This window comes from Streptomyces tibetensis (assembly GCF_007655005.1).
GTDB lineage: Bacteria > Actinomycetota > Actinomycetes > Streptomycetales > Streptomycetaceae > Streptomyces > Streptomyces tibetensis.
The window spans coordinates 107,534-132,446 of the sequence record NZ_SZVW01000019.1; the positions used below are offsets into that span (position 1 = coordinate 107,534).

Consider the following 24,913-nt stretch of genomic DNA (forward strand, 5'->3'; position numbering starts at 1 on the left):
GCGGGGCAGGCCCTAGGGACGCCCGCCCCGGACGCCCTGGGGACCCACCCGGGCCGAGGGCCGGGACGCACCGCGCCTGCGCTCCGGCGCCACCCTCGGCAGCGCGTACGGCTGCCTCCCGTACCAGAGCCGCGCGACCGTGAACCCGAAGGCCAGGCACAGCAGGCCGCCCACCGCGTCCAGCCAGAAGTGGTTGGCCGTCGCGACGATGACCACCAGCGTCAGCGCCGGGTACAGCAGGCCCAGCACCCGCACCCAGGGGACCGACGCCAGGGCGAAGATCGTCAGCCCGCACCACACGGACCAGCCGATGTGCATCGACGGCATCGCGGCGTACTGGTTGGACATGTGCTTCAGATCGCCCGACGCCATCGAACCCCAGGTCTGGTGAACCATGACCGTGTCGATGAAGTCGCCGCCGTTCATCAGCCGCGGGGGCGCCAGCGGATACAGGTAGTAGCCGACCAGGGCGACGGCGGTGGTCGCGAACAGCACCAGACGGGTCGCCGCGTACCGTCCGGGATGGCGACGGTACAGCCACACCAGCACACCCAGCGTGACGATGAAGTGCAGCGTCGCGTAGTAGTAGTTCATCCCGACGATGAGCCAATGCACCGAGTTCACCGCGCGGTTGACCGACTCCTCGACGGCGATGCCCAGATGGTGCTCGACCCGCCAGATCCAGTCGGCGTTGTGCAGCGCCTCGGCCTTCTGCTCGGGCACGGCGTTGCGGACGAGCGAGTACGTCCAGTAACTCACCGCGATCAGCAGGATCTCGAACCAGAACCGGGGCCGGCGCGGGGTGCGCAGCCGGCGCAGCGGGCCATGTCCCGGATCGGCCGCAACGGGGTCCGGGAGGGCCGCTTCCAGGCCCTCCGGCTTCGTTACGGTCGTTTCACCCATAGGCGCAAAGTCTGCCAGAAAAGGACTTACGCACCGATCATCCCGCGGCCCCGCACGAGCCGCATGTTCTACGGCGAAATCAGGCCGAAGGCCTCAGGAGCGGCCTCAGGAGCGGCCGCGTTCCCCCGGCGCCGAGGCGGTCGAGCCGCGCACCACCAGTTCCGGCATGAACACGAACTCGCTGTGCGGCGCGGGCGTCCCGCCGATCTCCTCCAGCAGGGTGCGCACGGCCGCCTGCCCCATCGCCGGGACCGGCTTGCGGATCGTGGTGAGGGGCGGGTCGGTGAAGGCGATCAGCGGGGAGTCGTCGAAGCCCACCACGGAGACGTCCTTCGGCACGTCCAGACCGAGCTGCCGGGCCGCCCGGATCGCACCCAGCGCCATCATGTCGCTGGCGCACACCACGGCCGTGCAGTTCCGGTCGATCAACGCCGTGGCCGCCGCCTGACCACCCTCAAGGGTGTACAGGGAGTGCTGCACCAGCTCCGACTCGACGGTCTCGGCGCGCAGACCCAGCTGGTCCTGCACCGTGCGCACGAACCCCTCGATCTTGCGCTGCACCGGCACGAACCGCTTCGGCCCGAGGGCCAGACCGATCCGGGTGTGACCGAGCGACACCAGGTGCGTGACCGCGAGGCTCATCGCCGCGCGGTCGTCGGGGGAGATGAACGGCGCCTGCACCTTCGGCGAGAAACCGTCGACCAGTACGTAGGGCACGCCCTGGGCGCGCAGCCGGTCGTAGCGCTGCATGTCGGCGGTGGTGTCGGCGTGCAGTCCGGAGACGTAGATGATGCCGGCGACGCCGCGGTCGACGAGCATCTCGGTCAGCTCGTCCTCGGTCGAGCCGCCCGGGGTCTGGGTGGCCAGCACCGGGGTGTAGCCCTGCCGCGTCAGCGCCTGGCCGATGACCTGCGCCAGGGCCGGGAAGATCGGGTTCTCCAGCTCCGGGGTGATCAGCCCGACCAGCCCCTCGCTGCGCTGGCGCAGCCGCACCGGGCGTTCGTAGCCCAGCACGTCGAGAGCGGCCAGCACGGACTGGCGGGTGGTGGCGGCGACGCCCGGCTTCCCGTTGAGGACGCGGCTGACGGTCGCTTCGCTCACCCCCGCCTGCAACGCGATGTCGGCAAGCCGTGTGGTCACAGCACCGGACTGTAGCGGCCGGTGTTCCCCTTGCACACCGACGGGACGCCTGGTGCGCGCCGTCGCACGGCCCGCTGCGGGTGGCTTGGTCATCGCGGTCCCTCGAGATTCCTGGTCGGCGTCCGATCCGTCCGATCCGCAACGGATGATCCCCCCGGCGGACACGGATGGCAAGTGCTTGCAGAGTCTTGCACAACCGTCCGACTACCCGCCGAGCAGCCGGAAATGAAGGCCTCGGGGCGATCGAGGGGAGGTCACGGCGGGATAACCATCCGCACCCCTTGCAACTTTTTGCTGCAAGGTCTTTCGCAAGTCGTTGCAGCGCGGCTAATCTCACCGACGCCCGGCGGCCAACGGCGCAGTCGGCAGCACGAAACGGGCTTCACCCTCAAGGAGAACTCATGCGGCGTGGCATAGCGGCCACCGCGCTGGTGGCGTCCCTCGCCCTGGCGGCGACGGCCTGCGGCGGAAGCGACAGCGGCGACGAGGCCGGCGGCCCGGTCACCATCACCTGGTGGGACACCTCCAACGCCACCAACGAGGCGCCGACGTACCAGGCCCTGGTGAAGCAGTTCGAGGCCGCCAACAAGGACATCAAGGTCAAGTACGTCAACGTCCCCTTCGACCAGGCGCAGAACAAGTTCGACACCGCCGCCGGTTCCAAGGGCGCCCCCGACGTGCTGCGCTCCGAGGTCGGCTGGACCCCCGCCTTCGCCAAGAAGGGCTTCTTCGCGCCGCTGGACGGCACCGAGGCACTCGCCGAGCAGGCCAAGTTCCAGCCCAGCCTGATCGAGCAGGCCACGTACGAGGGCAAGACCTACGGCGTCCCGTTCACCACGGACACCCTCGCCCTCGTCTACAACAAGGCCCTGTTCGAGAAGGCCGGCGTCGAGGCCCCCAAGACCTGGGACGACCTGAAGAAGGCCGCCGCCACGATCAAGGGCAAGACCGGCGTCGACGGCTACTGGGGCTCCACCCAGGCCTACTACGCCCAGTCCTTCCTCTACGGCGAGGGCACCGACACGGTCGACGCCGACGCCAAGAAGATCACCGTCACCTCGCCCGAGGCCAAGAAGGCCTACGGCACCTGGCAGGGTCTCTTCTCCGGCAAGGGCCTGCACAAGGCCGACACCACCGCCGACGCCTACGCCCACATCCAGGAGGCGTTCGTCAGCGGCAAGGTCGCCTCGATCGTCCAGGGCCCGTGGGAGATCACGAACTTCTACAAGGGCTCGGCCTTCAAGGACAAGAGCAACCTCGGCATCGCCACCGTCCCGGCCGGTTCCACCGGCAAGGCGGGCGCCCCGACCGGCGGGCACAACCTCTCCGTGTACGCGGGCTCGGACAAGGCCCACCAGGAGGCCTCGCTGAAGTTCGTGAAGTTCATGACCTCGGCCAAGGCGCAGGAGACCATCGCGCTGAAGAACTCCACGCTCCCCACCCGCGAGGACGCCTACACCGACAAGGTCAAGGCCGACCCCGGAATCGCCGGCTACCAGGGCGTGCTCTCCAGCGCCCAGCCGCGCCCGGCGCTGCCCGAGTACAGCTCGCTGTGGGGCCCGCTCGACGACGAGCTCATCAAGATCGCCGGCGGCAAGGAGTCCCTGGACAAGGGCCTCGGCAACGCCGAGACCGCCATCGCCAAGCTGGTGCCCGGCTTCTCCAAGTGACCGCCGGGTGGCCGCCGGATCCCCTGTCACAGGGACGGGATCCGGCGGCCACCGGCCCGCGCAGCCCTTGACCTCCTTGAACCTCCAGAAGGTGTCGAACCATGACCGTCGCCATCGACCGAGCGACCGGCAAGCGGCGCGGTGAGCGGGAACCGCGACCCGGCCCGGCCAAGCGGCTGAAGAACGGCTTCCACAAGCACTGGTACGCCTACGCGATGATCGCCCCGGTGGCCGTCGTGCTCGGCGTCCTCGTGGTGTACCCGCTGGTGTACGGCCTGTACCTCACCCTCACCGACGCCACCAGCCTCAACACCGCCCGCACGATCGGCGTCAACCACATCGACGCCACGTACAAGTTCATCGGCTTGGACAACTACGCCGACATCCTCTGGGGCCCGACGGCGTACGACCGCTTCTGGTCGCACGTCCTGTGGACGGTCTTCTGGACGGCGGCCTGCGTCGCCCTGCACTACGGCATCGGTCTCGGCCTCGCCCTGCTGCTCAACCAGAAGCTGCGCGGCCGCACCCTCTACCGGATGATCCTCGTCCTGCCCTGGGCGGTGCCGACCTTCGTCACCGTCTTCGGCTGGCGGTTCATGCTGGCGGACGGCGGCGTCATCAACACCGCCCTGGAGGGCCTGGGCCTGCCGACACCGCTGTGGCTGGAGGACACCTTCTGGCAGCGGTTCGCCGCGATCATGGTCAACACCTGGTGCGGTGTGCCGTTCATGATGGTCTCGCTGCTCGGGGGTTTGCAGTCGATCGACGCGAGCCTGTACGAGGCCTCCGAGATGGACGGCGCGGGCGCCTGGCAGCGGTTCCGCTACGTCACCCTGCCCGGCTTGAGGTCCGTCAGCACGACGGTTGTCCTCCTGGGTGTCATCTGGACCTTCAACCAGTTCGCCATCATCTTCCTGTTGTTCGGCAACACCGCACCCGACGCCCAGATCCTCGTCACATGGGCCTACCAACTGGGCTTCGGGCAGCAGCCGCGCGACTACGCCCAGTCCGCCGCCTACGGAATCCTGCTCCTGTCCATCCTGATCGTCTTCACCTCCTTCTACCGCCGCTGGCTGAACCGCAACGAGCAGCAGCTCGCGATCTGAGGCAGGAGTCCCCCATGAGTACGACCACCGTCGAGACCTCCGCCCCGGCCGGCGAGCGGCGCCCCGCGAACGCCCCCGGCAAGGTCCGCGGCCGCGGCGAACGCGGCATCGGCGCCTCCCTCGCCTCGCACGCCGTGCTGATCCTCGCCAGCCTGACCGCCCTCTTCCCGGTCGCCTGGCTGCTCTTCCTGTCCCTCGGTCCGGACAAGGACGACTACCTCCACCCCGGACGCATCTGGGGCAAGCTGTCGCTCGAGAACTACGCCTACGTCCTGCAGGACACCGGCTTCTTCGACTGGCTGAAGAGCACACTGGTCGTGGTGCTGGGCACGACGCTGATCGGTGTCGTCGTCGCCGCGTCCACCGGCTACGCGGTCTCCCGCATGCGGTTCCCCGGCTACCGCAAGCTGATGTGGGTGCTGCTGGTCACCCAGATGTTCCCCATCGCGGTACTGATCGTGCCGATGTACCAGATCCTCTCGGATCTGCAGCTCATCGACAGCTACCTTGGTCTCATCCTGGTCAACTGCACCACGATCGTGCCGTACTGCGCCTGGCTGATGAAGGGCTATTTCGACACCATCCCGTTCGAGATCGACGAGGCCGGGCGCGTCGACGGGCTGACCCCCTTCGGCACGTTCGCGCGGCTCATCCTGCCGCTCGCCAAGCCGGGCCTCGCGGTCGCGGCGTTCTACAGCTTCCTCACGGCCTTCGGTGAGGTCGCGTTCGCGTCGACGTTCATGCTGAGCGACGGCAAGTACACGTTCGCCGTCGGTCTGCAGACGTTCGTGAGCGAGCACGACGCGCAGCGCAACCTGATGGCCGCGACGGCTGTGTTGATCGCGATACCGGCTGCCCTGTTCTTCTACCTGGTGCAGAAGAACCTGGTGACCGGACTGACGGCCGGTGGCACCAAGGGGTGACCCTGCGAGTCGACCGTCCGCGGCTCACGTCGTGGCTGGTCGCGCAGTTCCGCCCGCCCCTTGGCGCGCTGCCGAACCGTCCCTCAGAAGCCCGAGGCGGCCGCGGTGCTCATCCGACCCCGCTGTGCCGCGGCCGCCTCGTCACCCCACCCACGCCTTCCATGACCGACCTCCTGTTACGCATCAAGGACGACATGAGCCAGCACTCAGCCGCACCTGCCCCCACCCCCACCCCCGCGTCCGCCGTCGCCGTCGCCAAGCGCCGCGACTGGTGGCGGGACGCGGTGATCTACCAGGTGTACCCGCGCAGCTTCGCCGACAGCAACGGTGACGGCATGGGCGACCTGGAAGGTGTCCGCACCCGTCTGCCGTACCTGCGCGACCTCGGCGTGGACGCCGTGTGGCTCAGCCCCTTCTACGCCTCGCCGCAGGCCGACGCCGGCTACGACGTCGCCGACTACCGTGCCGTCGACCCCATGTTCGGCAACCTGCTGGACGCCGACGCGCTGATCCGCGACGCCCACCGGCTCGGCCTGAGGATCATCGTCGACCTCGTCCCGAACCACTCCTCCGACCAGTACGAGTGGTTCAAGCGGGCCGTCGCCGAGGGCCCGGGCTCCTCGCTGCGGGACCGCTACCACTTCCGCCCCGGCAAGGGAGAGAACGGCGAACTGCCGCCCAACGACTGGGAGTCGATCTTCGGCGGCCCGGCGTGGACCCGGGTCACCGAACCCGACGGCACGCCCGGCGAGTGGTACCTGCACCTCTTCGCCCCCGAGCAGCCCGACTTCAACTGGGAGCACCCGGCCGTCGGCGACGAGTTCCGTTCCATCCTGCGCTTCTGGCTGGACATGGGCGTCGACGGCTTCCGGGTCGACGTCGCCCACGGCCTGGTGAAGGCCGAGGGGCTGCCCGACCTTGGATCCCACGACCAGGTGAAGCTTCTGGGCAACGATGTCATGCCGTTCTTCGACCAGGACGGCGTGCACGAGATCTACCGGCAGTGGCGGCTGATCCTCGACGAGTATGCGGGGGAGAGGATCTTCGTGGCGGAGGCCTGGACCCCGACCATCGAGCGGACCGCGAACTACGTCCGCCCGGACGAGTTGCACCAGGCCTTCAACTTCCAGTACCTCAGCACCCACTGGGACGCCGCGGAGATGCGCGAGGTCATCGACCGCACCCTGGAGGCCATGCGCCCGGTCGGCGCCCCCGCCACCTGGGTGCTGTCCAACCACGACGTGACCCGGCACGCCACCCGCTTCGCCAACCCGCCCGGCCTCGGCACCCAGATCCGGCTGGCCGGCGATCGCGCACTGGGGCTGCGCAGGGCCCGGGCCGCGAGCCTGCTCATGCTGGCGCTGCCCGGCTCGGCGTACGTCTACCAGGGCGAGGAGCTCGGCCTGCCCGACGTCGTCGACCTGCCGGACGAGGTGCGCCAGGACCCGGCGTACTTCCGGGGCGCGGGCCAGGACGGCTTCCGCGACGGCTGCCGGGTGCCGATCCCGTGGACCAGGTCGGGGTCGTCGTACGGCTTCGGTGACGGCGGCAGCTGGCTGCCGCAGCCGGAGGGCTGGGGCGAGCTGAGCGTCGAGGCGCAGACCGGCGAGCCCGGTTCGACCCTGGAGCTGTACCGGGCCGCGCTCGCCGTGCGCCGCGAGCAGCCCGACCTCGGCGCCGGCACGTCCGTGGAGTGGCTGCGGGCGCCCGAGGGCGTGCTGGCCTTCCGTCGCGGGGAGTTCGTGTGCGTCGCCAACACCACCGGCGAGTCGGTGGCGATGCCGGCGTACGGCCGGGTGCTGGTGGCGAGCGGGGAGATCGTCGAGGTCGACGACGAGGCGAAGGTGCCGGCCGACACCACGGTGTGGTGGACCACCGCGACCGCCGAGGCCCGCGCCTGATTTTCCTTTGAATTCCGTACGGCCCGCTGCCCTTTCGGGCGGCGGGCCTTTACCATCTGCGTCACCGCAAGGTTTCTGAACCTTGCAGCAAGAACCTTCAACGAAGAAGGAAACCCCACATGGCACGCAGATACCTCGCCACCGCCGTCGCGCTCGCCGCGGCCTCGGTTGTCATGAACCCGACTGGTGCACAGGCCTCCCCACCTGGCACCAAGGACGTCACCGCCGTCCTCTTCGAGTGGAACTTCGCCTCGGTCGCCCGCGAGTGCACCACCACCCTCGGGCCCGCCGGATACGGCTCCGTCCAGGTCTCCCCGCCCGCCGAGCACATACAGGGCCCGCAGTGGTGGACCTCGTACCAGCCGGTCAGCTACAAGATCGCCGGCCGGCTCGGTGACCGGACGGCCTTCCGGGAGATGGTGAACACCTGCCACGCGTCCGGTGTGAAGGTCGTCGTGGACACGGTCATCAACCACATGTCGGCCGGCAGCGGCACCGGCACCGGCGGCTCGTCGTACGGCAAGTACACCTACCCCGGCCTGTACTCGTCGTACGACTTCGACGACTGCACCAGCAGGATCAGCACCTACCAGGACCGCTGGAACGTCCAGCACTGCGAGCTGGTCGGCCTCTCCGACCTCGACACGGGCGAGAACTACGTCCGCGACGCGATCGCCGGCTACATGAACGACCTGCTCTCCCTCGGCGTCGACGGCTTCCGCATCGACGCGGCCAAGCACATGGACGCCTCCGACCTGGCGAACATCAAGTCCCGGCTGAGCAACCCGTCGGTGTACTGGAAACAGGAGGTCATCCACGGCGCCGGTGAGGCCGTCCAGCCCACCGAGTACACGGGCAACGGAGACGTCCAGGAGTTCCGCTACGCCTACGACCTCAAGCGCGTCTTCACCAACGAGAACCTCGCCTACCTGAAGAACTACGGAGAGGGCTGGGGTTACATGAGCAGCGGCGTCTCCGGCGTCTTCGTCGACAACCACGACACCGAGCGCAACGGCTCGACCCTCAGCTACAAGGACAACGCGACCTACACCCTGGCCAACGTCTTCATGCTGGCCTGGCCCTACGGCGCCCCCGACATCAACTCCGGCTACGAGTTCTCCGACACGGACGCGGGCCCGCCCAGCGGGGGCGCGGTGAAGGCCTGCTGGCAGGACGGATGGAAGTGCCAGCACAACTGGCCCGAGATCACGTCCATGGTGGCCTTCCGCAACGCCACCCGGGGCCAGGCCGTCACCGACTGGTGGGACAACGGAGGCGACGCCATCGCCTTCGGCCGGGGAGACAAGGGCTTCGTGGCCATCAACCACGAGTCGGGCCAGGTGAGCCGGACCTACCAGACCTCACTGCCCGCGGGGACGTACTGCGATGTGCAGAACAACAGGACCGTGACGGTGAACTCCAGCGGGCAGTTCACGGCCACCCTGGCCTCCGGCACCGCCCTGGCGATCCACGCGGGCAAGTCGAGCTGCTGAGCGGCCGACTGAAAGTTTTTTCCGATGGTTTCAAGCCTCTTGCTGTAAGCGTTGCGGCGGCGATACGGTCGCGCGGGGTCGGACCCGAAGAGCCGTAATCGCAAGGAGCCCATCTGTGATACCGAGATGGCCGACGCCGTCGAGGCGCCGAACCACCCATGCCGGACGGGTCGCTGCGGTCACCGTGACCGCGCTGGCCGCAGCGCTCGTCCAGCCCCTCGCGGCGCGGGCCGACACACCGCCTCCGCCCCCCTCCGACGCCGAGCTGGCCGCCCAGCCCGCCCGGCACGACGCCACCCGTGAACAGTTCTACTTCGTGCTGCCGGACCGTTTCGCCAACGGCGACCCGCGCAACGACAAGGGCGGCCTGACCGGTTCGCGCCTGTCGACCGGCTACGACCCCACCGACAAGGGCTTCTACCAGGGCGGCGACCTCAAAGGCCTGACCAAGCGGCTCGACTACATCAAGGGCCTGGGCACCACCGCCCTGTGGATGGCCCCCATCTTCAAGAACCAGCCCGTGCAGGGCACCGGGGCGAACGCCTCGGCCGGCTACCACGGTTACTGGATCACGGACTTCACCCAGGTCGACCCGCACTTCGGGACGAACCAGGACCTGGAGAACCTCATCTCCAAGGCCCACGACAAGGGCATGAAGGTCTTCTTCGACGTCATCACCAACCACACCGCCGACGTCGTCGACTACGAGGAGAAGTCCTACGACTACCTCTCCAAGGGCGCCTTCCCGTACCTGACCAAGGACGGCGTGCCCTTCGACGACGCCGACTACGCCGACGGGCGGCACGGCTTCCCCGCGGTCGACCGGGACTCCTTCCCGCGCACCCCGGTCGTCACCAAGAAGAACAAGGTGCCGTCGTGGCTCAACGACCCGACGATGTACCACAACCGCGGCGACTCCACCTTCGCCGGTGAGAGCTCCACGCACGGCGACTTCTCGGGGCTCGACGACCTGTGGACCGAGCGGCCCGAGGTCGTCCACGGGATGGAGAAGATCTACCAGCGCTGGGTGCGGGACTTCGACGTCGACGGCTTCCGGATCGACACCGTGAAGCACGTCGACATGGAGTTCTGGACGCAGTGGGCCACCGCCCTCGACGCGTACGCCGCCCAGCGCGGCCGGGACGACTTCTTCATGTTCGGCGAGGTCTACTCGGCCGACACGAACGTCACCGCCCCGTACGTCATCCAGGGCCGCCTCGACGCCACGCTCGACTTCCCCTTCCAGGAGGCGGCCCGGCAGTACGTCTCGCAGGGCGGGAGCGCCCGCAAGCTCGCGGGTGTCTTCGGCGACGACTACAAGTACACGACCGGCAAGGCCAACGCGTACGAGCAGGTCACCTTCCTCGGCAACCACGACATGGGCCGGATCGGGTCGTTCCTCGAGCAGGACGACCCCGAGGCCACCGATGCCGAGATCCTCGCCAAGGACGAACTCGCCAACGAGCTGATGTTCCTCAGCCGCGGCAACCCCGTCGTCTACTACGGCGACGAGCAGGGCTTCACCGGCCCGGGCGGTGACAAGGACGCCCGGCAGAGCATGTTCGCCTCGCGCACCGCCGACTACCTCGACGACGACCGCATCGGCACCGACCGCACCCATGCCGAGGACGCCTACGACACCAAGGCGCCCCTCTACCGGCAGATCAGCGCCCTCGCCAAGCTCCGCGAGGCGAATCCGGCGCTGACCGACGGCGTCCAGCAGGAGCGCTACGCGGCCGACGGCCCGGGCGTCTACGCCTTCTCCCGCACGGACGCGAAGACCGGCACCGAGTACGTCGTCGCCTTCAACAACGCGGGCGAGAACAAGACCGCGACCTTCCCGACGGGCTCGGCCGTCATGACCTTCAAGGGCGTGTACGGCACCGACGCCGCCCCGAAGAGCGACGGCGACAAAAAGCTCACCGTCACCGTCCCGGCCGGCTCGGCGATCGTCCTCAAGGCGTCCGGAAAGCTCGCCAAGCCTGCCACCGCACCGACCATCACCCTGAAGGCCCCGGAGTCCGGCGCCACCGGCACGGTCGAACTCAGCGCCGACGTGGAGGGCGGACAGCTCAACCGGGTCGTCTTCGCCGCCCGGACCGGCAACGGCAAGTGGCGGGTCCTCGGCTCCGCCGACCACGCCCCGTACAAGGTCACCCACACCATCGGCGAGGACGTGGCCCCCGGCACGGCCCTGCGCTACAAGGCCGTCGTCGTCGACACCACCGGCCGCACCGCGAGCGCCCTGGCCGCCTCCACCACCGGCACCCCGCCCGCCCCCGAGCCGCCCACCGCGTCCTCCCGCGACCACGCGATCGTCCACTACAAGCGCACGGACGGCGACTACGCCGACTGGGGCCTGTACGCCTGGGGCGACCTCGCCGAGGGCGAGGCCACCGAATGGCCCAAGAGCCACCCCTTCACCGGCCGCGACGCCTACGGCGCCTTCGCCTGGGTCAAGCTCAAGCCCGGCGCCTCGAACGTCGGCTTCCTCGTCATCGACAAGGACGGCACCAAGGACGTCGCCGCCGACCGCACGATCGACGTCGCCAAGACCGGCGAGATCTGGATCGAGCAGGGCAAGGACACCGTCACCACCGAGCGCCCCGCATATCCGGCGCCCGACAAAAGCAAGGCCGTCCTGCACTACCACCGGGCCGACGGGAACTACGACGGCTGGGGCCTGCACGTCTGGACCGGAGCCGCGAACCCGACCGACTGGTCGAACCCCCTCAAGCCGGTCGAGACTGATACCTATGGCGCAGTCTTCGAGGTACCGCTCACCGACGGAGCCACCAGCCTCAGCTACATCCTCCACAAGGGCGACGAGAAGGACCTGCCCACCGACCGGTCGCTCGACCTCAAGGCGAACGGCCATGAGGTGTGGCTGGTGAACGGCCAGGAGAAGTACCTGCTCCCGCAGCCCGCGGGCAGTGCCGCCGCCCTCGACCTGACGACGTCCAAGGCGGTGTGGATCGACCGGAACACCCTCGCCTGGAACGGCTCCGACACAGCCGCCTCCACCCAGCTGCTGTACTCCCGCGACGGCTCGATCAAGGCCGAGGACGGCGCCCTGACCGGCGACGCCAAGTGGCTGCGCCTGTCGAAGGGCGAACTGAGCGACGCCCAGAAGGCGAAGTTCCCGCACCTGAAGGCGTACGACGCCTGGACCGTCGACCCCCGTGACCGCGACCGGGTCCGCGAGGCCCTGCGCGGCCAGGTCGTCGCCGCCCAGCACGCCGCCAACGGGGCCGTCCTCGCCGCGACCGGCGTGCAGATCGCCGGAGTCCTCGACGCCCTGTACCCCGGCGCCACCGAGGCCGACCTCGGGCCCACCTTCTCCAAGGGCCGCCCCACCCTGTCCGTGTGGGCACCGACCGCGCAGTCCGTCGCCCTGGAGCTCGACGGCAAGGCCGTCCCCATGCACCGCGACAGCGCCACCGGCGTCTGGTCCGTCACCGGCCCGGCGTCCTGGAAGGGCAAGCCCTACCGGTACGTCGTGAAGGTGTGGGCGCCCAGCGTCGGCAAGGTCGTCACCAACAAGGTCACCGACCCCTACGCCCTCGCCCTGACCGCCGACTCGACGCGCAGCCTCGTCGTCGACCTGGACGACAAGGCGCTCAAGCCCGCCGGCTGGTCGGCGTACGCCAAGCCGAAGGCCGTGCCGCTGCGCAACGCGCAGATCCAGGAGCTGCACATCCGGGACTTCTCCGTGGAGGACCGGACGGCGAAGCACCCCGGCACCTACCTCGCCTTCACCGACAAGGCGAGCGACGGCTCCAAGCACCTGCGCGAACTGGCGAAGGCGGGCACCTCCTACGTCCATCTCCTGCCCGCGTTCGACATCGCCACCATTCCGGAGAAGAAGGCCGACCAGGCGAAGACCGACTGCGACCTGGCGTCCTTCCCCGCCGACTCGGACAAGCAGCAGGAGTGCGTCGGCAAGATCGCGGCGAAGGACGCCTACAACTGGGGCTACGACCCGTACCACTACACGGTCCCCGAGGGCTCCTACGCCACCGACCCGGACGGCACCGCCCGCACGGTCGAGTTCCGGAAGATGGTGAAGGCCCTCAACGACGACGGGCTGCGGGTCGTCATGGACGTCGTCTACAACCACACCGCCGCGAGCGGCCAGAACAGGACAAGCGTCCTCGACCGGATCGTGCCCGGCTACTACCAGCGGCTCCTCGCCGACGGCTCGGTCGCCGACAGCACCTGCTGCGCCAACACGGCCACCGAGAACGCCATGATGGGCAAGCTGGTCGTCGACTCGATCGTCACCTGGGCCAAGAAGTACAAGGTCGACGGCTTCCGCTTCGACCTCATGGGCCACCACCCCAAGGCCAACATCCTCGCCGTCCGCAAGGCCCTCGACGAGCTGACCCCCGCCGAGGACGGCGTCGACGGCAAGAAGATCATCCTCTACGGCGAGGGCTGGAACTTCGGCGAGGTCGCCGACGACGCCCGGTTCGTCCAGGCCACGCAGAAGAACATGGCCGGCACCGGCATCGCCACCTTCTCCGACCGCGCCCGTGACGCGGTGCGCGGCGGCGGCCCCTTCGACGAGGACCCCGGAGTCCAGGGCTTCGCCTCAGGCCTCTACACCGACCCCAACTCCTCGAAGAACAACGGCACGCCCGCCGAGCAGAAGGCGAGGCTCCTGCACTACCAGGACCTCATCAAGGTCGGCCTCTCCGGCAACCTCGCCGGCTACCGGTTCACCGACACCGGCGGCAAGGAGGTCAAGGGCTCCGAGGTCGACTACAACGGCGCCCCCGCCGGATACGCCGACGCCCCGGGCGACGCCCTCGCCTACGCCGACGCACACGACAACGAGTCCCTGTTCGACGCCCTGGCCTTCAAACTGCCCGCCACGACCAGCGCGTCCGACCGGGCCAGGATGCAGGTCCTCGCCATGTCCACGGCCACCCTCTCCCAGGGCCCGGCCCTCTCCCAGGCGGGCACCGACCTGCTGCGCTCCAAGTCCCTGGACCGCAACTCCTACGACAGCGGCGACTGGTTCAACGCCGTCCACTGGAGGTGCGAGGACGGCAACGGCTTCGGCCGCGGACTGCCCATGGCGGCCGACAACACCGACAAGTGGCCGTACGCCAAGCCCCTGCTGAGCCGAGTCGAGGTGGGCTGCGAGCAGATCGAGGGCACCTCGGCCGCCTACCGCGACCTGCTGCGGATCCGGAGCACCGAGAAGGACTTCTCCCTCGGCACGGCCGCGCAGGTGCAGTCCCGGCTCTCCTTCCCGCTGTCCGGCACGGACGAGACGCCCGGCGTGATCACCATGCGGCTCGGTGACCTCGTCGTCGTCTTCAATGCCACGCCCGAGCGGCAGGAGCAGCGCGTGTCCGCCCTCGCCGGGACCGGGTACCGGCTGCATCCGGTGCAAGCGGCGGGCGCGGACGCCACCGTGAAGTCCGCCGCCTACGCGCAGGCGTCCGGCACCTTCGCCGTGCCGGCGCGCACGGTCGCGGTCTTCACCCGGACCGCGGGGTAACGCACCCGGTGCGGGAGGGGCGGACCGCGACCGGCGGCCCGCCCCACCCCGCCCGCGGCTAGGGTGGGCACACCGACCTGGAACAGGAGTGCTGATGCCGCAGATCACCGTCGACTATTCCGCCGACCTCGCGGACGGCTTCGACCGGCCCGGATTCGCGAAGGCGCTGCACGAGGCGACGGTCGAGATCGCGGCCGCCAAGCCGCCCGCGTGCAAGACCCGGTTCCGCCCGACCGAGGACATCGTGGTCGGCCCCGAGACCGAGGGCCACGCCCACGTCCACGTGCACATCGCGCTGCTCGCCGGCCGCACGGCCGAGACCAAGGCCCGGCTCACCGAGGCCGCGCTGGAACTGCTGCGGACCCATGTGAAGCCCGCCGCCGGGCTCGCCCTGCACGCCTCCGCCGAGGTCCGCGACCTCGACCCGTCGTACGCGAAGTACGAAAGCTGAGACCGCTCAGCCCGCCAGGGCGATGAGCCGGCCGACCAGGTGCGCGAACGGGCCGTCGGTCGGCTCGTCCTTGAGGGCGCCGCGCAGCAGCTCCGCCATCTCCTCGTCGTAGGCGGCGCTGACCGCGGCCAGGGCGGCGAAATCGTTGACGAGCTGCGGCTCCAGCTCCTCGCGCGGGATGCGCCGGCCGTCCAGCCAGATCAGCGCCGTCGACTCGGCGAGCGAGATCCAGGAGCGGACGACCAGTTCGAGACGCGCGGGCGGATCGGCCACGCCCAGGTGCGAAAGGATCTGGACATACGCGGCCTGCCGTACGGAGTCGACGAGCGCGTTGGTCGTCGAGGAGCCGACGGCCGGACCGCCGCGCATCAGGGCGGAGAAACCGGGCCCGTGCTCGTCCACGAAGTCGAAGTAGCGGTGCATCACGCGCAGCAACCGGGCCCCCAGCGGACCCTCGTGCGGCTCCACGAACCGGGCCGCCAGATCGTCCGAGGCGCGCTGCAACGCGGCCTCGTACAGGCTGAGTTTGCCGGGGAAGTAGTGGTAGACCAACGGGCGTGAAATGCCCGCGGCCGACGCTATCTCGTCGATGGAGACCTCGTCGGGCGAGCGGCGGCTGAACAGTTCGAGGGCGACGCCGATCAACTGCTGCCGCCGTTCCGCGACTCCCATTCTGCGGCGAACCCCGGTAGTCATGCGAACACCTTACCGATCGATTCCGGCCTCGAACGGGCCGGATCGATCAGCGGGGTTCCAGCGACCTCACCGGACGCACCCCCGTTCGCCTCCGTCAGCGCAGCCCGCGCAGCGAACGCCCGTCCTTCAGGGACCCCTTGAGCTGAGCCTGGGCGCCCTGCTCGGCCGGCACGGTCAGCAGACTGCCCCGCGCCGCCCCGTTCACCCCGCCCGTCGCCCGGACCGACGCCGTCTTCCGGCTGCCGGCGGCCAGCAGGTACCAGTCGCCGGCCTTCGACTTCCACAGCACCCCGGCCAGCACATGCGGATCACGCGCCCCGCAGGCCGGGACGTTCTCGGCCTGTGCCGCCGCCGCCCCGTACGCCCCGCCCGGCGTGTGGAACTGCGCCAGCACCCGCGCCCCGCCGCCCCGCCAGGTCTCGGCCCGTGTGCACACCCACGCCGCCGAGCCGCTCGCGTCGGGCAGTGGCTGTTCGTTGAACGCCCAGGCGTTGACGCTCCGCACCCCGGCCGAGCGCATCGTGCCCAGCGAGCAGGCGAACGGCTGCCAGGTGTGCAGCGCCGCCGCCCCGGACACCTCGCCCGGGGAGCCCGGCCGTCCGGCGGTGAGCCGGGCCGGGACCAGTTCACCGAGGTCGGTCAGCAGCCGGGTCCCGCCGCCGTCGGTCACCTGCAGCACGTTCCACGAGGTGCAGGCGCCGGACCGCAGGGCCGGGCTGGCCAGCGGCGCGGCCACACCGCCGGTGAGCGTGAGGTTCATCGCGCCGGAGCCCGGCTTCATCAGGTCCCGCTCGCCGGCCTTTCGCACCCAGGGGGCCGTGAGGTAGCGGACGTTGCCGTCGGACCGGCCCAGCACCACCGCGCTCGCCCCGGCCCGGCCGGCCCCGTCCACCCGGGCGAAGTCGAGGGCGGCGCCCTGCGTGCCGTCCTTCGGCTCGGCGTACCGGACGATGCGCAGACCGTCGTGGAGGATCACCACGCGCGCAGCGTCGACCGTCCCCGCGTACAGCAGCTGGGGCGGTCCGGCGGGGCCCCCGGAGGGGGTGCCGGGGGTCGCCGACACCTGGACCGTCTCGCCGGGGCGGGCCCACACGGCCAGGGCGCGGCGCAACAGGGCCTTGTCGCCGGTGCGGTCGCCGCGGGCCGGCCACACGGAGAAGTCGGTGCGCGCCGAGCTGCGCCACGCGGTGGGCGGGACCCGGGTCAGCTTCGCCGGGTCCAGGGCGGCCTGCGCGGCCGGGTTCTGCGCATACGGGGGTGCCGCGGCGCCCTCGGGGCCCCAGCCCTCACCGGGCAGGCCGAGCAGCGCCCCGCACACCAGCAGGGCGGCACCGGCGGCCAGCGCGGCCTTCAGATGCTGGCGGCGGCGCATCAGGTCGGTGGGCCGGGCCTGGAGCGAGCAGGGATCGAACTCGGGGGAGTCGAGCAGCCCGTACTGGGCGGGGACCCCGCCGGCCTCCAGCACCGCGCCCTCCGGGTCGGCGACGCCCGCTGCCGCGAGGACCTCGCACACCCCGTCGTCCGTGAGTCGCTCCAGGCCGCGCAGCGCGTAGGCGGCCCGGGCCGGGCCGGACAGGGTGGACAGCCGCTGGTCCAGGGCGAGTTCGTCGGCGCCGCCGGAGCGCGGGAACAGCTTCAGGCCCCACACGTGCGGCAGCAGCGGCGGCAACTGGGCCCTCTTGGGCCACGCCTTCGCCTTCAGCGGCAGTCCCGCCTCCAGCGCCGTGCGCAGCACCTGGAGACGGACCAGGGCGTAGCCGGGGTCGCCGTCCCGCCCCGTGGACTGCGCCGGGATCACCGGGGACGGCGTGCGGTTGCGGGGGAGCGCCCGCTGGGTGAGGGCGTGTGCGGTCAGGACGCGGCGGCTGCGGCCCAGCCCGGGTGGCAGGACCAGGTAGGCCAGCCGGACGAGCCGCGGGTAGTGCTCGACGAGCGCGGCCTCGGCCTGCTCGACGTCGACGACCGGGCCGGCGGGGGAGGGAGGTGCGGGGCGCTGGGCGACATCCTGTGACTGCACGTTCAGCAGAACGAGCGAACCGTTGGTTGGTCACCTGGCCGCAGGGCGTCACGCCCCCGGGTGCTCCCCGGGTTCCACGAGCAGCCGGGCGTAGTTGGCCATGGACCGCTGGTAGCGCGGGAGGTGCGGGGCCAGGGCGCCCAGGGCCAGTGCCAGTGCCTCCCGGTCACGGCCGAGGCTCGACAGGCACAGCGCGAGCGTCGCGCGTACGGGGTCGTCGAGCTCGTCGGACGGGGCGAGAAGCTCGGGCGTCAGCAGCGCGAGGCCCTCTTCGGCCCGGCCGGTGTTCCGCAGTGAGCTGGCCAGCTGGATCTTCGTCCGGCGGGCCTTGTAGGGGCTGGCGTCGGCGAGACCGCCCGCCAGCGCCTCCTGGTACAGGGGGACCGCCTTGTCGGAGCGGCCCGTGGAGTCCCAGGCGCAGGCCCGCTCGAACAAGCCGAGCGGACTGCCCTCGGGCAGCTCGGCGACGAGGGCGTCGACGTCGGCGCGGAAGCGGGCCTCGCCCTCCTCCGTCTCGGCGTAGTCGTCGAAACGGTCCCACAGGGCGGCCACGCGATCTTCCCAGTCCTGATCCACCTGCCCACCCTCGCACAGGAGTGCACACCGGGGCAGCGGATTTTGAGCACGGTGGGCTCCGCAGCCGTATCGAGGGCGAGAGCCTCTTGCCGGGGCTCGGTGCGGCATGCGTCCGGATCGTGCCGTGACAGGGACCGTGCCGACAAGGACCGGAGGAACAGATGAGGGTGACCCGACCGATGCTCGCGCTGAGCGGCGCGGTGGCGATGGTGGCGCTGACCGGCTGCGGCGGATCCGGCGGCAAGGACGAGGCGGCCGTTCCGAAGGAGGTGAGCGGCAGCCTGGAGCACATCGCCGCCGAGGCCGACTGCAAGCCGAACATGCAGACCGACGCGGACACCATCCGCCAGGCGCTGTGCAAGAAGGGCAAGGACAAGTACGTCCTCGCGACCTTCTCCACGGACCGCGGCCAGCGCGAATGGCTGAACAGCGCCAAGGACTACGGCGGTTACTACCTCGTCGGCCGCAAGTGGGTCGCCGTGGGCCAGCAGAAGACGGTCACGGCGCTGCAGGGCACCCTCGGCGGCACCATGGAGGAGGGTTCCGAGCACATGAACCCGGGCGGCAGCCACAACAAGAACGGTCACGGCGGCAGCAGCCACCACGGCTGAGCACGCGGGTCGCAACACAGCAGAAGGCCGGCGGTGGGAATTCCCACCGCCGGCCTTCTGCGCTACCGGTTCAGGACTACTGGCAGTCCTGGCCGTCGTTGATGCACTGGACCATCTTGTTCATCAGGTTGTCGTCGAAGAAGTTGATGAAGTCGTTGTGGTCGGTGATCGGCTTGTGCAGCTGCTCCGGGAAGGAGTCCACCGCGAAGGCGTTCTGCACCTGGCCGTTGTTGATCTGCGGCGCCTGTACGTCGTAGACCAGTCGGACCTGGAGCTGGGGGATGGCCTTGAAGCCGTTCGAGCAGCTGCCGTCCGCCTCGACGAAGTCGACGTGGGTGCGGTGGTTGGCGCTGTCGATGTTCTGGCCGTCCCAGCAGCTCTGGAAGTTGGACGTCCGCACCACGGAGCTGCCCTCGGGGCAGAGCGGGTACTTGTCCGTCACCTGGCGGTCCTCGAAGCCGGTGCAGCTCCACGAGGTGTTGGCGTTGTTCAGGCCGTTGGTGAGGGACTTGGCGTCACCGGTGATGATGCGCAGGGCCTTCGGCATCGCGACGACGTCGCTGGTGCGGTTGCCGACGAACTTCAGCTGGGCCTCGGCCGGCTCGACGATCTTGCCGACGTTGCCGTCCTGGCCACCGCCGGGCTGGCCGGCGTCGATGTCGTCCGAACCGTCCTGGATACGGATGACGGGCCAGAAGTAGGTGGACTTGTCGCCCTGGTTCTGGCAGGTCGTCTGGCCGTTGGCCAGGTCGTCGTCGCTCGCGAAGGCGTTGTTGTTCTGGTTGCCGACGTAGTCGTGCTGGTGCTGCGCACCGTTGGAGACGCCGGGCGCCACGATCACGTTGTCCGAGTTGCGGTTCTCGTTCTCGTTGGTGCCGCACTCCGTGGTGAACGTGCCGGTGGAACCGCCGTCGCCGTTCGCGGCGAGGCCGTTCGGCAGGTTGCGCGAGTTGGGCTGGACGTCCTCGATCTTGATGAAGTCGTCCGCCGCCGGGCCGTTGTCGGCCTGCCCGCCGTTGCCGCCCTGCCCGTTGTCCTGGCCGCCGTTGTCCTGGCCCTGGTCCTGACCGCCGCCGTTGTTCTGACCGCCGTTGTTCTGACCGCCGTTGTTCTGGCCGTCGTTGTTCTGGCCGTCGTTGTTCTGGCCGTCGTTGTTCTGACCACCGCCGGCCTGGCCGTCGTTGGTGTTGGCGTCGGCGGCCATGCCCTGGCACGAGGCCAGCTGCTCGAGGTTGCCCGGGGCCTGCCCGCCCACCCGCCGGATGTTGATGCCGATCCGGTCGATGACCGCGGTCCGCTTCGACTTCAGCGGGCCGAGGATGGCGTTGTCGACGAAGCTCGCGTCACCGGCCTGGGCCTGACGCGTGGAGGCGAGACGGGTGTAGGCCTCGCTGATCTGCTTGTCGAGGTTGGCCAGCTCCTTGTCCACCCCCTGGCGAGCGCCGTCCGGCACGTCGGTCAGCTTCTGTCCGACGTCCGGGCACTGGATCGTGGCGATCTGTGCGCCCGCGGACTTCGTCTGGTTCGCCGAGTTCTCCTCGTGCGCCGAGGCGTAGAAGTTTGCCCAGATCAGCCCGCCCCCACCGAGCGCTAGGGCCGCCGATGCGGCAATGGCCTTGGTGGCCAGCGGCGTACGGCGTTTTCTTGTGTTGCGTCCCATGGAACTCCTCTGACTTCCTTTTTCGGGGGCATCGAGGCGCCCGACAGGAGTGAAGCGGCTCCCATCCATACGGAGGGCGTCCCACAGGTGTTCAGAGGTCCCGGAAATTGATGCGAGATTCGTGAAGACTCTGGGTCCTCAACAGCCCCTCATGCATCGGTAGTTGTTGATCCCCCACGAGGGGTGAAGGTAATCGCCCCGGTTTCACCGGCCGTGGTCGAGATACGCCAGAACCGCCAGCACGCGGCGGTTGTCGTCGTCCGAGACCTCCAGCCCCAGTTTGGCGAAGATGTTGGCGGTGTGCTTGGCGATCGCCCGTTCCGTCACGACCAGTTTCCCGGCGATCGCCGCGTTCGACCGGCCCTGCGCCATCAGCTCCAGCACCTCCCGCTCCCGGGGCGTCAGCCGCGCCAGCGGCCTGTCGTCGCCCGAACGGCGGGCCAGGAGCTGCTGGATGACCTGCGGGTCCATCGCCGTACCGCCGTCGGCGACCCGCCGTACCGCGTCCACGAACTGCTCGGCGTCGAACACCCGGTTCTTCAGCAGATAGCCGACCCCGCCGGTGCCGTCGGCGAGCAGCTCGCGCGCGTACAGCTGCTCCACGTGCTGGGAGAGCACCAGTACCGGCAGGCCCGGCCGCTTCCTGCGGGCTTCGAGCGCGCACTGCAGGCCCTCGTCGGTCTGCGTGGGCGGCAGGCGTACGTCGACGACGGCCACGTCCGGGTCCAGCTCGGCCAGCGCGGCGGCCAGTTCGGGCCCGGTCTCGACGGCCGCCGCGATTTCGAAGCCGTGCGCCTGCAGCAGCCGGACGAGTCCGTCGCGCAGCAGGAAGAGGTCTTCGGCCAGGACTACGCGCAAGGGATCTCCACGGTGACCATGGTGGGGCCGCCCGCGGGGCTGCTGACGGCCAGGACGCCGTCGAATGTACCCAGCCGCCGCTCCACCCCGGCCAGCCCCGAACCGGCCCCGATCACCGCGCCGCCCTTGCCGTTGTCCGTGACGGTCGCCCGCAGCATGCCGTCCGCCCGGTGCAGATCGACCCAGATCCGGTCGGCGCCCGAGTGCTTCACGGCGTTGGTGAGGACCTCGCTGACGGCGAAGTACGCGGCCGACTCCACGGGCGCCTCGGCCCGCCCGGGCAGATCCACGCTCACCTCGGTGGCCACCGGCAGCCGCAGCGCCAGCGCCCGCACGGCGTCTCCCAGACCGCGTTCGGCGAGGACCGGCGGGTGGATGCCGCGGACCAGTTCGCGCAGCTCGGTCAGGGCCTCGACCGAGGAGGCGCGGGCCTGCGCGATCAGCTTCTTCGCCTGCTCCGGGTCCTTGTCGAGGAGCGCCTCGATGGTGCCGAGGTCCATGCCGACGGCGACCAGCCGGGCCTGCGCCCCGTCGTGCAGGTCCCGCTCGATGCGCCGCAGTTCGGCCGCGGAGGCGTCGACGGCGTCGCGCCGCGTCTCGGTCAGCACCCGCACCCGCTCGGCCAGTTCCCTCTGGTCGCCGCCGAGCACGGCCCGGGTGAGCCGGAAGTGGACGCCCAGCAGGCGCGGGGTGAGGAAGTGCGCGAAGAAGAGCAGGACGAGGGCAAGGGCGCCCGCGCCGAAAGCGGAGCTCTGGTCGTGGACCCGCACGAACCCGTACCAGTATCCGTCTGCCCCGTCCAGGACGCGCCACAGCCCGGCCGCGATCGCGAACCCCTCCAGAGGATAGAAGAGCAGCACCGCCGGCAGCAGCGCGGTGACGAACCCCGCGGTCATGTCGACCGGCAGCCACCGCAGGTCCCGCCAGGTCGCCGGGTCGCGCAGCATCCCGAAGGTGCGCGCCCAGGGGTTGGCGTCCTTGGGCAGCGGCCGGTACGCCGGGGGGATCCGCACCCCGCCCCACTCCGCCGCGAGCACCCGCCGCGCGTTCGCGAACGCCCGCACCCCCGTCAGCACGTACGGCGTGGTGACGATCCCGACCCCGATCGGGATGAGCGCGATGGAGACCAGGGACAGGCAGAAGCACAGCACCGCCCCCGGCAGGGAGAGGAGGGCCAGCGCGAGCCCCCGCACCGCGGCGAGCCCGATGCCCCGCCCTGTCGTCCGCCCGGTGCCGTTCATCGTGTCCGTGGTCATGGCGTCAGTCTCGCCGAGCGGACGGGCCCGGTCACGGGGCCGGACCCCCGGTCCTGGGGTGGTGCTACGTACACCTGAGGGGCGAACGCGCGGTCCTCACATGCCGGTTCCGGCCGCGAGCACCTTCGCCTCCACCTCCGGGTCGAGGCCCTTGCGCGTCCGGTCCGGGCGCTGGGGCGCGACACCGCCGATGCCGCACAGCCAGTCCCAGGTGTCGGCCACGGTCTCCTCGACGGGCCGGCAGACCAGGCCGGTCCCGACCGCACGGGAGACGTCCACGCTGTGCAGGGCGTCGTGCAGGTCGCTGTCCGGCGGCACCCACACCGGCAACTGGGTCCACGGCTCGATGCCCGCCTCCAGGATCACCCCCGGTTCGGTCCAGCGGAGTTCGGCCGCACCGCCCGTGACCCGCGCGCACGCGTCGAGGAACGTCCCCATGGTGGCGTGCCCCTGCGGGCTGATCAGGTTGTACGGCCCGCTCAGTTCCTGCTCCACCGCGCCGAGGATCCACTCCGACAGGTCCCGGACGTCGACGTACTGCAGGGGGAGGCCCCGCGGCCCCGGCGCCAGGACCGGGCCGCCGCGGGCCGCCCGGGTCAGCCACCACGGGAGACGGCCGACGTTCTCGTACGGACCGAGGAGCAGCCCGGCCCGCACGAGCAGCGAGCGGTCCGCGCCGAAGGCCTCGACGGCGGCCAGCTCGCCGCCCCTCTTGTCCCGGGCGTAGTCGCTCTGCTCCGCGTCGGCCGCCGCCCCCTCCACCAGGGGCGCGTCCTCGTCGTACCCGGCGGGCGGGGCCCACGCGTACACCGAGCAGCTCGACACGTACACGTACCGGCCGGCGCGGCCCCGCAGCAGCCGCGCCGTGTCCAGCACCGCCCGGGGCGCCGCCGACCAGGTGTCCACGACGACGTCCCACTCGCCCGGGTCGTCGGCCAGGGCTGCCGGACCGCCGGGCGTGGTGCGGTCACCGAGCAGCGACCGGACGCCCCGCGGGGCCTCGTGCCGGCCCCGGTGGAAGACGGTCACCTCCCAGCCCCGCCCCAGCGCCGCCTCCACGACGGCCCGTCCCACGAACTCCGTACCACCCAGCATCAGAAGCCTCATGCCGGTGACTCTGCCCGGCCGGGTGAGGCGACGGAACGGGGATCTGCTGTCAGCAGAGACGGAGCACCCCGGCCGTCCGAGGGCGTCAGTGTCCCGTCGGCGGCACGTACTTGTAGCCCACGCGGCGCACCGTGCGGATCGTGTCGCGGTGCTCCACGCCCAGCTTGCGGCGCAGGCGGGCGATGTGGACGTCGACGGTGCGGCCGTCGCCCACGTGTCCGTAGCCCCACACCGTGCCAACGAGCTGGTCGCGGGTGTGCACCCGGCCCGGGTGCGCCACCAGGTGCGCCAGCAGCTCGAACTCCAGGTAGGTGAGGTCGAGCGGGCGACCGGCCACCCGGGCGGTGCGCTGCACGGTGTCGACCCGGATCACCGGATCACCGGCCGGCTCGGCGACGGGCTCCGGGCCGGCGGCCTGCGGCAGGTCGGGCACCGCCACCGGGAAGGGCGGCTGCTGGTCGGCCGGGACGAGCACCAGGTAGCCGATCATGGGCGGCTGCCCCGGCAGCGTGGGAAGAGTGTGCTGCGGCGCCGGCAGCCAGGTGGCACCCGGCGGCAGCAGGTCCGCGACCGTGACCACCTCGTCCCGGTCGACGGCACGCAGCCGATGCCGGGGGCCGTGCGGCGCGGGGGTGGCGAGGGGGGCGGCGGGGGACAGGGAACGAGTGGTCGCCATGAGAGGTCAGCTCTTTCGCGCGAGGAGTTCGTCGGGGAGGTCGACGGCCGCGATTCGTGGTCGGGCTCGCCGAGGGACGTACGCGGTGCGCGCTGGCCGAAGGCCGGGTGTACGGCTTTAGAGGGCCGGCGCGTTCGTCGCGCGGCAACACACCCGGTCGAAGTCGTGGTGCTGGCGGGACGGCCAGAAGGGCTCGAGGTCATGACGACCCGTCGCGATGCACTTCCGGTGGCTGGCCATGACTCCATTGAAGCAGACCCGCTGCCGTGAGGGGACCCTCCTCTCACTGCTTGGACACGTGCCCCGAAGGGGCGCGGGGGACTGCGCGACGAGCCACGACGTCGCGGCAGACGAACC

Annotated in this window: 18 protein-coding genes; 8 read left to right on the forward strand and 10 right to left on the reverse strand. The window is 70.5% G+C overall.

The window, feature by feature from the left end; translation table 11 throughout:
- Positions 1 to 12: 12 nt before the first annotated feature.
- On the reverse strand, positions 13 to 903 hold the full coding sequence (locus FDO69_RS29900) for a phosphatase PAP2 family protein (protein ID WP_104784005.1): 891 nt from the start codon (positions 901 to 903) through the stop codon (positions 13 to 15).
- A gap of 105 nt (positions 904 to 1,008) precedes the next feature.
- A complete protein-coding gene (locus FDO69_RS29905; protein ID WP_104784008.1) occupies positions 1,009 to 2,043 on the reverse strand; it encodes a LacI family DNA-binding transcriptional regulator in 1,035 nt (344 codons plus the stop codon).
- 401 nt (positions 2,044 to 2,444) lie between these two features.
- On the opposite strand from FDO69_RS29905, the gene FDO69_RS29910 reads away from it, so the two are divergent.
- From FDO69_RS29910 to FDO69_RS29940, 7 genes are all read left to right on the forward strand, one after another.
- Complete coding sequence (locus tag FDO69_RS29910; RefSeq protein WP_104784011.1) at positions 2,445 to 3,713, forward strand: extracellular solute-binding protein; 1,269 nt, start codon at positions 2,445 to 2,447, stop codon at positions 3,711 to 3,713.
- Between the two features lie 101 nt (positions 3,714 to 3,814).
- On the forward strand, positions 3,815 to 4,819 hold the full coding sequence (locus tag FDO69_RS29915) for a carbohydrate ABC transporter permease (protein WP_104784014.1): 1,005 nt from the start codon (positions 3,815 to 3,817) through the stop codon (positions 4,817 to 4,819).
- Between the two features lie 14 nt (positions 4,820 to 4,833).
- On the forward strand, positions 4,834 to 5,742 hold the full coding sequence (locus FDO69_RS29920) for a sugar ABC transporter permease (protein ID WP_104784017.1): 909 nt from the start codon (positions 4,834 to 4,836) through the stop codon (positions 5,740 to 5,742).
- A 194-nt stretch (positions 5,743 to 5,936) separates the two neighbouring features.
- The gene (locus FDO69_RS29925; RefSeq protein ID WP_104784208.1) at positions 5,937 to 7,643 is read left to right on the forward strand and encodes a glycoside hydrolase family 13 protein; all 1,707 of its coding nucleotides are present in this window, start codon (positions 5,937 to 5,939) and stop codon (positions 7,641 to 7,643) included.
- A gap of 119 nt (positions 7,644 to 7,762) precedes the next feature.
- Positions 7,763 to 9,136, forward strand: coding sequence for an alpha-amylase (locus tag FDO69_RS29930; RefSeq protein WP_104784020.1), 1,374 nt, complete (start codon positions 7,763 to 7,765; stop codon positions 9,134 to 9,136).
- A gap of 115 nt (positions 9,137 to 9,251) precedes the next feature.
- On the forward strand, positions 9,252 to 14,648 hold the full coding sequence (gene pulA, locus FDO69_RS29935) for a pullulanase-type alpha-1,6-glucosidase (RefSeq protein ID WP_104784023.1): 5,397 nt from the start codon (positions 9,252 to 9,254) through the stop codon (positions 14,646 to 14,648).
- 94 nt (positions 14,649 to 14,742) lie between these two features.
- Positions 14,743 to 15,099 carry a 5-carboxymethyl-2-hydroxymuconate Delta-isomerase gene (locus FDO69_RS29940; RefSeq protein WP_104784026.1) on the forward strand — a complete coding sequence of 119 codons (357 nt, stop codon included), beginning with the start codon at positions 14,743 to 14,745 and terminating at the stop codon, positions 15,097 to 15,099.
- Between the two features lie 6 nt (positions 15,100 to 15,105).
- On the opposite strand, the gene FDO69_RS29945 is transcribed toward FDO69_RS29940, so the two are convergent.
- From FDO69_RS29945 to FDO69_RS29955, 3 genes are all read right to left on the reverse strand, one after another.
- Positions 15,106 to 15,795 carry a TetR/AcrR family transcriptional regulator gene (locus tag FDO69_RS29945; protein ID WP_104784029.1) on the reverse strand — a complete coding sequence of 230 codons (690 nt, stop codon included), beginning with the start codon at positions 15,793 to 15,795 and terminating at the stop codon, positions 15,106 to 15,108.
- A gap of 94 nt (positions 15,796 to 15,889) precedes the next feature.
- The gene (locus tag FDO69_RS29950; protein ID WP_104784032.1) at positions 15,890 to 17,812 is read right to left on the reverse strand and encodes a hypothetical protein; all 1,923 of its coding nucleotides are present in this window, start codon (positions 17,810 to 17,812) and stop codon (positions 15,890 to 15,892) included.
- 48 nt (positions 17,813 to 17,860) lie between these two features.
- Entirely contained in the window at positions 17,861 to 18,388 is a 528-nt protein-coding gene (locus FDO69_RS29955; RefSeq protein WP_234388176.1) for a tetratricopeptide repeat protein, read from the reverse strand.
- A 161-nt stretch (positions 18,389 to 18,549) separates the two neighbouring features.
- Here FDO69_RS29955 and FDO69_RS29960 point away from each other — a divergent pair, with 161 nt between their 5' ends.
- A complete protein-coding gene (locus FDO69_RS29960) occupies positions 18,550 to 18,999 on the forward strand; it encodes a hypothetical protein (RefSeq protein ID WP_104784038.1) in 450 nt (149 codons plus the stop codon).
- 76 nt (positions 19,000 to 19,075) lie between these two features.
- On the opposite strand, the gene FDO69_RS29965 is transcribed toward FDO69_RS29960, so the two are convergent.
- The 5 genes from FDO69_RS29965 to FDO69_RS29985 all read right to left on the reverse strand — a co-directional run bounded on the left by FDO69_RS29965 (position 19,076) and on the right by FDO69_RS29985 (position 24,556).
- A complete protein-coding gene (locus FDO69_RS29965) occupies positions 19,076 to 20,659 on the reverse strand; it encodes a DUF1996 domain-containing protein (protein ID WP_104784040.1) in 1,584 nt (527 codons plus the stop codon).
- 204 nt (positions 20,660 to 20,863) lie between these two features.
- Complete coding sequence (locus FDO69_RS29970) at positions 20,864 to 21,517, reverse strand: LuxR C-terminal-related transcriptional regulator (protein ID WP_104784043.1); 654 nt, start codon at positions 21,515 to 21,517, stop codon at positions 20,864 to 20,866.
- Positions 21,508 to 22,773, reverse strand: a complete 1,266-nt coding sequence (locus tag FDO69_RS29975) for a sensor histidine kinase (protein WP_104784046.1) — start codon at positions 22,771 to 22,773, stop codon at positions 21,508 to 21,510. The genes FDO69_RS29970 and FDO69_RS29975 overlap by 10 nt, the downstream gene beginning before the upstream one ends.
- Before the next feature lie 96 nt (positions 22,774 to 22,869).
- Positions 22,870 to 23,880 carry an SDR family oxidoreductase gene (locus FDO69_RS29980; protein ID WP_104784049.1) on the reverse strand — a complete coding sequence of 337 codons (1,011 nt, stop codon included), beginning with the start codon at positions 23,878 to 23,880 and terminating at the stop codon, positions 22,870 to 22,872.
- 85 nt (positions 23,881 to 23,965) lie between these two features.
- Positions 23,966 to 24,556, reverse strand: coding sequence for a winged helix-turn-helix domain-containing protein (locus tag FDO69_RS29985; protein ID WP_104784052.1), 591 nt, complete (start codon positions 24,554 to 24,556; stop codon positions 23,966 to 23,968).
- Positions 24,557 to 24,913 lie beyond the last annotated feature (357 nt).